A 12,592-nucleotide genomic window follows, 5' to 3' on the forward strand; every position below is an offset into this window, starting at 1 on the left:
AGTGATATGAAAGACCGTTTAGAAAGATTCGTGAGAGATAACCGTGAAGACTTTGATAGCTACGAACCATCGAAGGATTTATGGAAGAAAATTGAGGTGGAGGTTGCGAAACAACAACCTACAGGCAAACGCCTGAACGGAAAAGTAGTAAGATTTGGTGGCGCCAGATTAGGTATAAGTATTGCCGCAGGTATTGCCATATTATTGACAGTAGGGTATGGATTCTTTATGTACTCGCAAATTCCTGAAACCTTTGCAGGCCTAGACGTACCTCGTGTATATGAGAAAACCTACGGTAAAGAATTAGTACAATTTGCCTCTTTAATTGAGCAGAAAAGAGAAGAGTTGAAAGCCTTAGAAAGTGCAGACCCTCAACTTTATCACCAGTTTGATGCCGAATTAAAGGCGTTAGACAAAAATTACCAAAGCCTTAAAAATGATTTACCGCAAAATCCGAATCCGGAAGAGTTGCTGAAGGCTATGGTACAAAACTTAACTATGCAGATCGATCTGTTAAACCAACAGTTACAAATAATTCAAAAAATTAAAGATGTTAAAAATGGAAAAATTAAAACGATGGTGTAGCCTGTCCACCAAAAAGAGAGGAGTGTTCTGGGTATTATTCCTTTTAACAGTTACACAGACTTTTGCCAAAGATGATAAAGAATGGATTGAGAAAAAGAAAAATGTGAACTTGTCTTATCCGGTTTCTTCATCAGATAAAGTGTATCTGCACAATCAGTTTGGCGATATTAAAGTCAACTTCTGGGATAAAAAAGAAGTAAAGGTAGAGGTACTGATTGTAGCCAATGCTTCTTCTGACGACAGAGCATCCGACTTTATCAACTCGGTTGATGTAATAGGCAAAAAAGATGATGGTCAGGTAACTATCAAGACCAATATTGAACGCTCTGACAACAGAAATTGGAGTAATAAGGGCGAAAAACACTCATTGAAGATTGATTATATGGTTTACATGCCTAAATCAAATCCATTGCAGGTGAAAAACTCTTTTGGTAATACTTTTCTCCCAAGCATTAATGCCCCTTTGAAAGTAGACCAAAGCTACGGAAAACTGGTTGCTGAAGATATTTCAAACGCTGAGGCAGATATTAAGATAGCTTTCTGTCAGGGTTCTTATATCAGGTCAATGTCAGGAGGCCGATTAAATGCTTCTTACTCTGGTATCAAGATGGAAAAAGCTGATAATTTTGATTTCAATAATAGCTTTGGAGATATTGATATAAAGGAAGTAGGCAGAGTTGATGCTAAAATCAGTTATTCGAGCGGCTCAATCGGTATGTTGAAAGAATCGAGTAACTGGAAATTAGAATTCTCCGGCGATTTCAAACTGGGAAGCGTGGGTAAAAATGTAAAAGACCTGGATATCAAAGCCAGTTATTCGCCTGTTTCATTGACATTAGATGATAACGTAACGTATGATTTTGATGTAAAAGCGCACTACGGCGACTTTGATTATCCGAAAGATAAGGGTATCTCATTTACCAGAAATACCGAAACCGAAAAGAAAGAAAGCTATGGCTTTAACCCGACCAAATATTACGAAGGTAAGGTTGGCAAAGGTTCTCCTACTTGCAGAATTACAGTAAACAGTAATTTTAGTAGTGTTAAATTAAAATAAATTAAGTGTTTTGAATGCAGACAGGATAGGCCCTTAGGCTTATCCTGTTTTTTTATTGTCTCTTATATGCTGTGTTTATCAGTATCCTCTCGTTCATATTTTTCATCCATTCGATTGAAATTCTAATCCATTAGGTTTGATATTTTTGATTAAAAAAACTTCACCAAATACTTTTGAGATGTATTTATCAAAATATCATTCTATAACATGAAAACAGTCTTTATCTCATTAATTATTTCTACTTTATCTATTGCTGTTTACGCACAAATAGAGGTTGTAACACCAGACGCTACAACAGCAGCTGGTATATTTCGGATAAAAAATGTTAATAGTACAAAAGATGCGCTTACAGGTATTACTAATGGCGGAGGCATTGGAGTAGTAGGAGCTAATACTGCCCCTGATGGAATCCAGATCGGCCTGAAAGGTACAAGCAGTTCAAGCACCCACGGATTAGGAGCAAGTGTAGGTGTAACAGGAGTGTTAGGAGAAATAAACTCCAATTCTCCGGGAGGATATTCTGCGGCGGTAAGAGGAGTGAATAATGGTACAGGAGTTCTGGGAATCGGGACTATAGGGTACCATGCCGGAAGCGGTTGGGGTATTTATGGAGAATCATCAAAAGGTTGGGGAGTATACGGCCTCAGTACTGACAATAGTGCTTATAGCATAGGGGTAAGAGGAGAGACCTTCAGCGCAAATGGTATTGGTGTAGAAGCCAAATATGCAGGACAAGGCGTAGGTACAGCTTTAGAGATAGACAATGGTGCTATAAGAGTAGCAGGAGTCTTTAAATCAGCGTTTGTTCATACAGCTACTGTCGGCAATAAATTAAGTGCAAACGGAACAGATATTGATAATCCACTATGCAATGGAGATCCTGATTGTCTACTTTTTGTCACCCAAAGAATGATTTCTTCTGGTCCCACTTATAATAACTCACCCATTGGTGTATTCTATAATTCTGTTCGACAAAAATGGGAAATCTTTAATCAGAATAACACGGTTATCCCAACGAATGCTAAGTTTAATGTATTAGTGATTAAGCAATAAATTTTCAGAAGCTGTGCTAACATTTAGCACAGCTTCTTTGTTATATACTAGCCTGATTGCTACCATTGATACATTGAGAATTACTGATTCTTAAGAATCAGTAAACACGTTACAACAAATACCGCAATGGAAAAGGCAGCATCAATTAAAGAATCGGTTAAGACCAATAAGGGCAAGCGCACGGTGATAGAGGCGGAATTTGCTCCGGGAGCAAGCATTCCTCCACATTATCACAGAAAATTCGATAAAACTTTTGAAGTACTGGAAGGTGAAATCAGAATCTGGAATGGAAACGAAGAGATTATTCTGAAAGCAGGAGAATCGACAACAGTTAAGAAAGACATTGTGCATAATTATCAGATAGGTAATTCGAAAGTCATATTAAAAACTACACTGGTGCCGGGTAGCCTATGTTTTGAAAATGCCATTAAAGTGATGCAGGGCATACATAATGATGGAGAGAATGGAGGATTAAGTATGGTTGAAAATAACACAATGGTCTATATGGCAATTATCTCCAGATTAACAGATGCTAACTTTATGGGTGAAGCAGGAGCTACGCTAGAAACATTTCTGCTTAGTGAAGAAGGCAAGCAGGTGATGTACATACAGAATGAATTATTGGAGAAATACGGCGAAATATAGGTACGAAAAATAAAACTATGGCAGAACAGGATAAAATCTTATCCTGTTCTTTATTTTTGTATAAACTACCACAGTGTATATGAGCCAGATTAAAGACAGTGTTTTTATCATAACAGGCGCTGCTTCAGGTATTGGCAGGGCTTTGGCTATACAAGCGGCTGCTGCCGGAGCAAAAGTAATTGCGACTGATGTAAACGAGGCTGGACTAGATGAAACTCTTAGCCAAGCTACAGGAAGGATCGAAAAGTATATTTTAGATGTTTCTAACGAAGAGCAAATTAAAAACTTTGCCAGTGATATTATTAAAAAGCATTTTCATGAGCGCTTTATTTTAGTGAATAATGCAGGCGTGGCGTTGTTTTCAGGAGGTTTTCTGGAAACATCATTAACAGATTTTGAATGGCTCATAAATATTAACCTGTGGGGAGTAGTAAGAATGACCAAGGCTTTTTTGAGGCATCTGGTAAAACAGAATCAGGGGCATATTGTGAATATATCTAGTATTTTTGGTATTGTAGGTATGCCTGAAAATTCGGCTTATGCTACCGCTAAGTTTGCTGTAAAAGGTTTTTCTGATGTACTAAAGCTTGAATTAATCAGGACAAATGTGAAAATTTCTACCGTACACCCGGGAGGCATCAAAACAGGCATTGCCCGAAATTCTCGCAAGGGACATAATAAAGACAATGATGAGGGGAAAAAAGCCGTAGCAAATTTTGAAAGAGCTGTGTTAAAAATGCCTGCAGAGAAAGCCGCGGCTATTATCTTAGATGGAATTGAGAAAAACAAGCCTCGTATACTGATAGGCAATGATGCCAGAACTATGGATGTAATTGCCCGGGTTTTTCCGAACACCTACCACAAAGTTCTGGCAAAGATGTTTAAATTGTGATTAACGATTCGCCACCAGATCAGAAGGTGTATCCAGTGATTTTTTTAGTACATATTGGGCTACGACAGGGAAGTGATCTGAAATAGTAATGCCTTTCATTGTCTGGCATGACTGCACTTTCCAGTCGGAGCTAAAAAATTGTTGGTCAATCCGAACCCAGTAAGGGCGGCGATTCAATGTAAATCCTAAGCCTTGCCCTGCTTCTTCAAAAGCATTGCTAAAACTCAGACTCAATTTACCATATACATATCCAAAAGGAATTTCGTTGAAATCGCCACAGATAATAACAGGATATTTACTGCCTGATACATAAGATTCTACTTCTTTTATCTGCTCATCTCTGGCTTCAAAGCCTTCTTTCAAACGACGGAATGTATCAAAAATCTCCCAGGCAAAGCCTTTAATGTCACCCTTTTTTAAAGCAGCCGTCACCTGATCAACCCGTACACCCATCGACCATAAATGTACATTTACTACCCGTACCGTATCTTGTCGGTAGGCAATATCAGCGCAGATAAAGCCGTTGATGTTCGGTTGTCCTTTTCTGTCCCAGATTTTACTATACTCTTTCACAACCGGATATTGAGAAAACAAGGCTAAACCAATATGTCTGTTACGGTCGAATGGTGTCAGTTTTACCAACTTATCACTGTATTGCGATTCAATGTTTTCATTAGGCGAATATTCCTGAAAACAAGCTATATCCGATTTTAATGAACTCCAGTTAACGCCTTTGCCGTTCTGTTCACCAAAGCTCTCACTGTTAAAACTTAAAACTTTTAATGAAGAAGTATTATTAAACTCGGGTTTGCCATTGCCTATCCCAACAAATCGTTTGATAATCGGAAAGGTCATCAGAAACCATATCAAACCCACCGAGGCCATGATTTTCTGCTTTTTATAAAGCAGGTAACAACTGGCTATTAAACCAGCCAGCAAGGCAACTGGAAGACTCATCATGATAAACCCTGTCAGCCAATGGTCGAAAATCGGATAATAACAAAAGGCCATTGCTATAAACAGATAGAACACAGCTATATAAGAGCGTGGAAATTTCTTGAATGCTCTGAATGTAATTCTTAGCCCCTCCATCGCAATCTCTCCCATAGTCTGGAAGATAGCGAAGACAAATATTTTAAAGCCATTTAATACAACCATATGCGTAATAATTATGGGTCAACAGTTTATTATTAGTGGTAAGGCTCCTCTTTTATTTCACCTCAAATCCGCCTTTACCAATTTTAAATCCTTCACAGTAGAGTTCTATCTCATATTTTCCGGGAGGATAAGGTGCCTCCTGCACATAAATAATGTCTACTTTCTGGTCATTGTTTTCAAATAAAACACCTTGGCGAACACTATAACCAATCTCATTTCCTTCATATTCTAAAACCCCACTATTCACATTATCGCTAATCACCCCACCATTCGCATCAAGAATCCTTACATAAATCTCTTTTCTGTTTTTAACTGCAATCGAATTAGAGGGCATGATAAAAGAGATTCTTAAGCGATGAATACGGGATGATTTAAAAGAATTTCCCTCACGAGCTTTACCACTTGATGATAAGGCGGCTACCTGTACATTGATGGCTTTCATAGAAGAAGCCAGCGTTACCTGACGTTGCAGGTTATAGTTTTCAGCAGAATACTCGGCTACAGTTTGTGATAACGTTTCTTTATCGCTCTTTAAATTGGTGTTTTCTGTCAATACTTCTATTTTTTCCTGCTCCAGTATCTCGGTGCGGGCTTTTAACTGCGTATTTTCTTCTTTCAGATTATTAAACTCTTTGTCTTTAACAGTCAGGAAGTTTTCATAATCTTTTATTTTGGCGCTATATTTCTGAACCGAGAAATTTAAGTCTGATTTTAACGATTTCTTGTCGTTCTCCAACTGCGCCTTAATTCGCTTCAATTCGACAATATTGCCTCCTAATTTGTTAATTTTGGCTATTTTTTCGTCTAAAACTTTCGAAATAGAATCAAGTTTTATTTGTGTAGAAGAAAGTTGCTCTACTTTCTCAGTCAATGATTTTTGCAGTTCAAATGTCTCGTTTCTTGCACCCATAAATAAGTAGCCAAGTAAGGCTAATATACCTATCAGTACTCCGAAAGAGACCTTCAATATACCTTGATTACCAGCAGATGCCATTTTTGTATCAGTTATTTCCATATCGCAAATGAATAACACGCAACTTAAACAGCCGTTAAATTGACTTTAAATTTACCTTAAAATGTGATTGAAGGGATTTCGCAGACAGATAGTAAAAAAAATGTGCCAGCCGGTTTTTTACACGGGATAATCGATGTTAGATGAAAAGAGACGATTATCGGGTAAAAATAAGGGTAAAAGTAGTACCTTCGGGGGTAGATTTTACCTCTACTTCGCCATTATGCAAGCGCATGATTTGAGCTACAATGGCTAAACCAACCCCGTGCCCCTTGACATTTTGGGCAGAAGCATTGCTTCGGTAGAAAGGCTGAAAGATATAAGGAATATCACTTTTCGGAATAACAGGGCCTTTATTAAAGAAAGAAATTACTATTTCGGTATCAGAAGCATTAAAGCTGACTGTTGAAGTATGATTTTCAGAAAACTTACAGGCATTATCCATCAGATTCATGAAAACCACTTTCATAGAGGCTTCATTGCCTTGAATAATCAGTACCTCTTCATCATCAGGGAAATCACTAAAATTTAATTGTATCTGATATTCTTCATGCCATTTCTGTGATTGGCTTTTCGCCTCCCAAAGCAATTCGTCTAAACGAACGGGCGTATATTTTACATTTTCGGCATTAGCCACCACTGTTGCCAGATTCAATAAAGTATTGGTCAGTTGCGTAAGCGTACGGGTATCTTCCTGTAATGATTTCAGGCTTTTTTCATAAGCCTCGGGCGAACGCTTCTGTAAGAGGGCTATTTCTATCTGCGAATAGATTTTGGTTAAAGGGTTCTTTAATTCATGCGATACATTGGCAATAAACATTTTCTGGGTAACAAGTGCCTCCTCAATACGGTCAAGTAATTGATTAAAAGTAGCTACTAATGTACCTATCTCATCATCGGGATTGGGATACTCAACCCGTTTCTTTACATTCCGCGGGAAAATCTGATTTACCTGCCTGATAACTCCAGAAACTGGTGCTAAGGCCCTGTTGGCGAATATCCAGCCCGAAATACCTAATAGCAGAATTCCTACGCATACCATCACAATCAGGATTTTCTTTAAATCCTGCAAGGCATCTTGTCCATTCTGGTCAATGGCACTCACAATTACCCAATTGCCCTTGCCCCGGGTGGTCAAATGAATACCTAATACCTGATAACCATTATATTTTGCATAAGTAGTTAAGTTCTTGCTGACTACCAAAGGCAGCAATTTCTGGTGAAAACTGGTATCTGATGGATGGGTAAAGAAGATAAACTGCTCCAGAGATTCGTTATATACCGAGATACTCTCCTTGGTAAGCAACTCCCGGTCTGATACATTCACTAATTTTAAAACAGTAGTATCGGCCGCCTGAATATCAAAGAGTAGGGTAGTAGTGGTGATGGCACGGTCTTGCAGGCGTTTATAGAAACGCTTTTCGAGGTATAGCTTACTGAAAAAATAAACCCCGAACGAAAAAAACAGAAGTACGGCACTGACTAACACTACGAATTGATAGGTTAGGCGGGAGCGGATATTTCTCATCAGGAAGTTACTTTGAGTACATAGCCCATACCTATCTGGGTATGAAGCAGTTTAGGCTCAAAATCTTTATCTATTTTCTTGCGCAAAAAGTTGACGTATACTTCAATGACATTGGTACCGGTATCAAAAGTGACATCCCATATTTTTTCAGCCAGTTCTGCTTTGGATATTACCCGCCCCTGATTACGGATAAAGTACTCTAAAAGCCCGAATTCTTTAGCAGTTAATGTAATTTCTTGTCCGGCACGATTTACAGTTTTCGTATCTAAATCCATCTCAAGATCAGCTACTTTCAATGTATTAGCTGTATGAATAATCCCGATGCTTCTGCGTGTCAGAGCTCTCACTCTCGCCATTAATTCTTTAAACTCAAATGGCTTAGCCAGATAATCGTCCGCACCTGCATCCAGTCCTTCAATTTTATCATCGGTAGTGCCTAAAGCTGTTAAGAGTAAAATAGGAGAGGAGACACCCACCTCGCGGAGTTTGCGGCAGAGGTCGAGACCATTCATACCGGGTAAGATAATGTCAGAGATAATCAGTGCATAAACCTGCCTTGTAGCTAATTGAAAACCCATAGCTCCATCATACGCTATATCAACTTCCCACTGTTGCTCTTCGAGCCCCTGTCTGATCAGTTGAATAGTTCTGACTTCGTCTTCAATTACTAAGATTTTCATGCTAAGTGGTTTGGATTTTACCAAAATTAGGAAATTAAATGGAAAACGCAGCTACATTCAGAAACATAGCTGCGTTTTATCAGAATTTTAATACAAAAAGTAAGAAAATTAGCATTAACGTTTCATCTTATAGACCTCTGTCATGCCCAAGAGAAAACATCCTAGTCCAAAATCTTCAAAATCAGGAACCTTTTCATAAGTAACCGGCTGGCCATCCTTAGGCTCTTTACCCGTACCTTGTACAAAACCCAGAAATCCGCTAGGATGAACACAGTTGTTCATCAGGGCGTATACTGCCCGGGCCATAGGCGTATAGAATTTTCTCTTATCCAGCACCCCTTTATTGATACCCCATGCCATGCCGTATAAAAAGAGTGAAGTACCTGTCAGCTCTTTACCCCCAAAATCAGTGGGGTCAGTCAGACTTACGTTCCAGAATCCATCAGGCCTTTGGAGCGGTAAAAGCGCATTCATCATTTCACGATAGGTTTTTTCGTATTCTTCACGATGAGGTGCATCTTTCGGTAGAATATCCAGCACTCTGACCAAAGCAGCGACAACCCATCCATTCCCACGTGACCAATAGCAGCTTTTGCCCCCTGGTGTTACATAGGGTGGGTCAAAATCTTTATCTCTCCACCAAAGCCCCTCTGCCGGATTATACAATCCCTTGTCGCCATGCATGGTTTTGGTGTACATATACATTTCATACATTTTCTCGAAATAACGATTATCTTCATAAATCACGCCGAGTTGGGCAAACACTGGCATAGCCATTTGTACAGCATCTATCCAAGACCAATCATCTTTTTTAGGGCTATTAATCAGACTATCAATAGAAGCTTTAATATCACGGATGCGCTCAGGTTTTGGGTCGTATAAGTATAAATCTATATAAGTCTGTCCGCAACATTGATCGTCAGCATTACGGGTTGTCACGCCGTTACGTAACCCCCATTTATGGGCTTCTCCCCAGGCTACTGCATAATCGTAAAAGCGTTTCTGCTGGTCAATTTTATAAAGCGCCATAAGTCCTTCATAATACACGCCCCTTGTCCAGATATTACTCGGACGAGTGCGGTCGGGTCTTACAATCGGTTTGCTTACGTCAGACCATTTCAGCATAAAATACTCATTAGCCAGATTCATGGTCTTTAAAATTTCTTCATTCTTTGGTAGACTTTGGGCAAAAGCAGAATTAAAATTCAAAAAGATTAATAATGGTAGAATAAAGGTGTGTTTTCTCATAACAAACAATAATCAAAATGGTAATCTTATATGCATAGACGTTTTCTGAATCAGAATGGATGCCTGTGGATGCAAAGATAAGGGGTAAATCAAAGTTCAGGCAAAATAATTTTGAAACCACCGGAGCTTGTTTTTTGTTAAGAAGAGAAACCAGTAAATACATACAAAATGACAGGGACATTTGAAGAACTGATTGCCTCGGAAACACCCATTTTGATTGACTTCTTCGCAGAATGGTGCGGGCCATGCAAAGTATTATCTCCTACGCTACAACAACTAGCTGAGGACCAGGGTGATAATATAAAGATTGTGAAGATTGATGTAGATAGAAATCCGAAATTAGCCACGAAGTATAAAATTTCGGGCGTGCCTACTTTGATGCTATTTAAGAAAAGCGAGCTAAAATGGCGCCAGTCGGGAGTGTTATCACTACCGCAACTGAAAAGTGTTGTTCAGAAATTTGCCTGATTAAATCACAAAAAGGGAGATGTCCTAAAGAAAATTTCTTTGGGCCAGACGCTTTTTATAGGATTTGGAAAGCTAAAAGCTAGATTAAGATATTATTTCTTTTTCGATAATATCAGAAGTAGCTTGCTCAAAAACACGCTTAATACCATCAAATGCCCCGCTTACAATGGCCAATGGTAATAACAACGGCATAAAAACTATCCATTGTAAAAACATGGATGAATTAAATTTTCTCATGGAGGTTAGAGGCAAAAATGCACATTAGGCTAAAATAAATTTACAAACACAACAGCTTATTTCAAATAACATACCAATATGTTTTTGTTGAAGCCTTTGTAAAGTTAAAAAAAATATTTCCTAAGTGCAAAATGTTTAGGCATTAAAATAATTCAATAATAAGAAAAAGCTATTTTTCTACAAATATTATAGCGATTTATTTATTTAACGGTTAATTACTTTACGCCATCTACCCAATTGAACCGGTCACCCGGTGAAAACTTCCAGGGAGCCATGTTATTTTCCATATTAGAGAACATCGCATTCCATGAACCCGGGGCCGATGATTCTTCCATAACCTTGTATCGGCGAAGTTCCAGGATAATATCAAGCGGTGAAATATTGACAGGGCATTCCTGCACACAGGCATTACAAGTGGTGCAGGCCAGAATTTCTTCTTCCAGAATATAATCTCCTAAAAGTGTTTTGCCATCATCATAATCTTGTCCATTTTTCAGCCAACCCTTTTGTATATCCTCCAGACGATCACGTGTATCCATCATGATTTTACGTGGAGATAGTTTTTTGCCTGTAATATTGGCCGGACAAGCTGAGGTACAGCGTCCGCACTCGGTACAGCTATAAGCATCCATCAGGTTTTTCCAACTTAAATCTCTCACATCTTTAGCTCCAAAACGCCCTACCTCTGCCGGATTGGCGTCGGGTTGTTCCATACCCAGCATAATTTTCACCTCTTTGGTTACTGCAGGCATATTAGCCATCTCTCCTTTAGGCTTAAGATTAGAGAAATAGGTATTTGGAAAAGCCAGGAAGATATGCAAATGCTTAGAGTAGGTAACATATAGCGCAAAGCCCATGATGCCCAAAATATGAAACCACCAGGCAAAGCGCTCGTAAATCACTAAAGCCGTATCGCTCCAATTACCGAAAATCGGTTGTAGCCATTGACTGATTGCAAAATTTCCTGTAATAGTCTCTGCGTAATGACCAACACCTCTTCCTTGCAGAAGCGTGTCGGCGGCATTCATACTTAAAAAAGCCCACATCAATAGAATTTCAATCGTCAGGATGATATTCGCATCAGTACGAGGCCATGTTTTCATTTCTCGATGACGGCTCTCCTGAAAACGTTGTACCTTCAAAACATTACGGCGAAGCAGGAATACTACGCAAACTGTTAGTACACCAACGGCTAATACCTCAAAGAAATTAATCAGAAAAGTATAGAAACCTCCCAAAAAAGGAGAGAATAGGCGATGCGTACCAAATATACCATCCAGGATAATTTCCAGCACTTCAATATTAATAATCAGGAACCCCGCGTAAATAACAAAGTGCATCAACCCTATCAGTGGTCGGTTAAACATCTTTTTTTGTCCGAAAGCAATCAAGAGCATCATTTTTAGGCGCTCAGCAGGTCTATCAGTGCGGTCTTCATCATGACCTAACTGGATAGTTTTTTTGATAAGCATTACCCGACGGGTAATAAAATAGGACGCGATACCTAATGCTGCGATGAATAAGATTTGTGATAGGATTTGCATAATATTCAGTTTGGGTGAATACTGATGGAATAAGTCTTGGTTATACTGTCATATTAGTATGCAAGCATACTATTACAAATATAGTCAAATTTTAGATAATGCAAGAGTAATGAAAATTTTTAAGTTTTTTTTTGGTATAAGTTTGTAATTGATTTTTTTTTGTCTACTTTTGCAGTCCCAAATAACGGGAAATGGTGGTAATAAGGTAATGTAGCTCAGTTGGTAGAGCAAAGGACTGAAAATCCTTGTGTCGGCGGTTCGATTCCGTCCATTACCACCTTAATTATCAGGCAGTTATGAATCAATTTCATAGCTGCCTTTTTTTGTTGGGTAAAACATAGGTAAAACATTTTAGGATAATTATTTATTCGATGTTGATTTGAGAATGCTTGAATTTCATTTTTTTGAACTTATCCCAAAAGATGGGATCAAGTATAAAAGCTGTGGGGTAGGTATCGTTAAGCATAGATTTGAGTAAGTCTGTA

The 12,592-nt window shown here is 38.6% G+C and carries 13 protein-coding genes and 1 tRNA gene; 7 read left to right on the top strand and 7 right to left on the bottom strand.

The features are described 5' to 3' along the window. Window positions 1-6: 6 nt before the first annotated feature. The 5 genes from ACYVFA_RS05245 (at window position 7) to ACYVFA_RS05265 (ending at window position 4,232) form a co-directional block, all read left to right on the top strand. Window positions 7-585 carry a hypothetical protein gene (locus ACYVFA_RS05245; protein ID WP_460470752.1) on the top strand — a complete coding sequence of 193 codons (579 nt, stop codon included), beginning with the start codon at window positions 7-9 and terminating at the stop codon, window positions 583-585. Then, on the top strand, window positions 560-1,642 hold the full coding sequence (locus ACYVFA_RS05250) for a DUF4097 family beta strand repeat-containing protein (protein ID WP_460470753.1): 1,083 nt from the start codon (window positions 560-562) through the stop codon (window positions 1,640-1,642). Before ACYVFA_RS05245 ends, ACYVFA_RS05250 begins: the two co-directional genes overlap by 26 nt. 207 nt (window positions 1,643-1,849) lie before the next feature. Then, window positions 1,850-2,695 carry a DUF7452 domain-containing protein gene (locus tag ACYVFA_RS05255; protein WP_460470754.1) on the top strand — a complete coding sequence of 282 codons (846 nt, stop codon included), beginning with the start codon at window positions 1,850-1,852 and terminating at the stop codon, window positions 2,693-2,695. Between the two features lie 126 nt (window positions 2,696-2,821). After that, a complete protein-coding gene (locus tag ACYVFA_RS05260; protein ID WP_460470755.1) occupies window positions 2,822-3,340 on the top strand; it encodes a cupin domain-containing protein in 519 nt (172 codons plus the stop codon). Window positions 3,341-3,419: 79 nt separating this feature from the next. After that, window positions 3,420-4,232, top strand: a complete 813-nt coding sequence (locus ACYVFA_RS05265; RefSeq protein WP_460470756.1) for an SDR family NAD(P)-dependent oxidoreductase — start codon at window positions 3,420-3,422, stop codon at window positions 4,230-4,232. On the opposite strand, the gene ACYVFA_RS05270 is transcribed toward ACYVFA_RS05265, so the two are convergent. The 5 genes from ACYVFA_RS05270 to ACYVFA_RS05290 form a co-directional block, all read right to left on the bottom strand. Then, the gene (locus ACYVFA_RS05270; protein ID WP_460470757.1) at window positions 4,233-5,390 is read right to left on the bottom strand and encodes an endonuclease/exonuclease/phosphatase family protein; all 1,158 of its coding nucleotides are present in this window, start codon (window positions 5,388-5,390) and stop codon (window positions 4,233-4,235) included. 52 nt (window positions 5,391-5,442) lie between these two features. Next, window positions 5,443-6,405: a zinc ribbon domain-containing protein gene (locus ACYVFA_RS05275; RefSeq protein ID WP_460470758.1), complete on the bottom strand. Its 963-nt coding sequence runs from the start codon at window positions 6,403-6,405 to the stop codon at window positions 5,443-5,445. Window positions 6,406-6,559: 154 nt separating this feature from the next. Next, the gene (locus ACYVFA_RS05280; RefSeq protein ID WP_460470759.1) at window positions 6,560-7,930 is read right to left on the bottom strand and encodes a HAMP domain-containing sensor histidine kinase; all 1,371 of its coding nucleotides are present in this window, start codon (window positions 7,928-7,930) and stop codon (window positions 6,560-6,562) included. Continuing rightward, window positions 7,930-8,610, bottom strand: a complete 681-nt coding sequence (locus ACYVFA_RS05285; RefSeq protein ID WP_460470760.1) for a response regulator — start codon at window positions 8,608-8,610, stop codon at window positions 7,930-7,932. The genes ACYVFA_RS05280 and ACYVFA_RS05285 overlap by 1 nt, the downstream gene beginning before the upstream one ends. Before the next feature lie 114 nt (window positions 8,611-8,724). Further along, entirely contained in the window at window positions 8,725-9,858 is a 1,134-nt protein-coding gene (locus ACYVFA_RS05290; RefSeq protein WP_460470761.1) for a glycoside hydrolase family 88/105 protein, read from the bottom strand. Between the two features lie 168 nt (window positions 9,859-10,026). Here ACYVFA_RS05290 and trxA point away from each other — a divergent pair, with 168 nt between their 5' ends. Then, the gene (gene trxA, locus ACYVFA_RS05295; protein WP_460470762.1) at window positions 10,027-10,326 is read left to right on the top strand and encodes a thioredoxin family protein; all 300 of its coding nucleotides are present in this window, start codon (window positions 10,027-10,029) and stop codon (window positions 10,324-10,326) included. 84 nt (window positions 10,327-10,410) lie between these two features. Here trxA and ACYVFA_RS05300 read toward each other — a convergent pair whose 3' ends face one another. Both ACYVFA_RS05300 and ACYVFA_RS05305 read right to left on the bottom strand, forming a co-directional pair. Then, window positions 10,411-10,563 carry a hypothetical protein gene (locus tag ACYVFA_RS05300; protein WP_158561210.1) on the bottom strand — a complete coding sequence of 51 codons (153 nt, stop codon included), beginning with the start codon at window positions 10,561-10,563 and terminating at the stop codon, window positions 10,411-10,413. Between the two features lie 215 nt (window positions 10,564-10,778). After that, a complete protein-coding gene (locus tag ACYVFA_RS05305; RefSeq protein ID WP_460470763.1) occupies window positions 10,779-12,107 on the bottom strand; it encodes a (Fe-S)-binding protein in 1,329 nt (442 codons plus the stop codon). Window positions 12,108-12,311: 204 nt separating this feature from the next. Between ACYVFA_RS05305 and ACYVFA_RS05310 the strand changes: the two genes are divergently transcribed. Continuing rightward, window positions 12,312-12,384: transfer RNA gene (locus ACYVFA_RS05310), tRNA-Phe, on the top strand. The last annotated feature ends 208 nt before the right edge of the window (window positions 12,385-12,592 follow it).

It is taken from the genome of Emticicia fontis, from assembly GCF_054779675.1.

What these genes read in the sequence shown, in the direction of transcription:
- ACYVFA_RS05245 (WP_460470752.1), top strand. Translation starts at nt 7, where the DNA reads ATGAAAGACCGTTTAGAAAGATTCGTGAGAGATAACCGTGAAGACTTT.
- ACYVFA_RS05250 (WP_460470753.1), top strand. Translation starts at nt 560, where the DNA reads ATGGAAAAATTAAAACGATGGTGTAGCCTGTCCACCAAAAAGAGAGGA.
- ACYVFA_RS05255 (WP_460470754.1), top strand. Translation starts at nt 1,850, where the DNA reads ATGAAAACAGTCTTTATCTCATTAATTATTTCTACTTTATCTATTGCT.
- ACYVFA_RS05260 (WP_460470755.1), top strand. Translation starts at nt 2,822, where the DNA reads ATGGAAAAGGCAGCATCAATTAAAGAATCGGTTAAGACCAATAAGGGC.
- ACYVFA_RS05265 (WP_460470756.1), top strand. Translation starts at nt 3,420, where the DNA reads ATGAGCCAGATTAAAGACAGTGTTTTTATCATAACAGGCGCTGCTTCA.
- ACYVFA_RS05270 (WP_460470757.1), bottom strand. Translation starts at nt 5,390, where the DNA reads ATGGTTGTATTAAATGGCTTTAAAATATTTGTCTTCGCTATCTTCCAG.
- ACYVFA_RS05275 (WP_460470758.1), bottom strand. Translation starts at nt 6,405, where the DNA reads ATGGAAATAACTGATACAAAAATGGCATCTGCTGGTAATCAAGGTATA.
- ACYVFA_RS05280 (WP_460470759.1), bottom strand. Translation starts at nt 7,930, where the DNA reads ATGAGAAATATCCGCTCCCGCCTAACCTATCAATTCGTAGTGTTAGTC.
- ACYVFA_RS05285 (WP_460470760.1), bottom strand. Translation starts at nt 8,610, where the DNA reads ATGAAAATCTTAGTAATTGAAGACGAAGTCAGAACTATTCAACTGATC.
- ACYVFA_RS05290 (WP_460470761.1), bottom strand. Translation starts at nt 9,858, where the DNA reads ATGAGAAAACACACCTTTATTCTACCATTATTAATCTTTTTGAATTTT.
- trxA (WP_460470762.1), top strand. Translation starts at nt 10,027, where the DNA reads ATGACAGGGACATTTGAAGAACTGATTGCCTCGGAAACACCCATTTTG.
- ACYVFA_RS05300 (WP_158561210.1), bottom strand. Translation starts at nt 10,563, where the DNA reads ATGAGAAAATTTAATTCATCCATGTTTTTACAATGGATAGTTTTTATG.
- ACYVFA_RS05305 (WP_460470763.1), bottom strand. Translation starts at nt 12,107, where the DNA reads ATGCAAATCCTATCACAAATCTTATTCATCGCAGCATTAGGTATCGCG.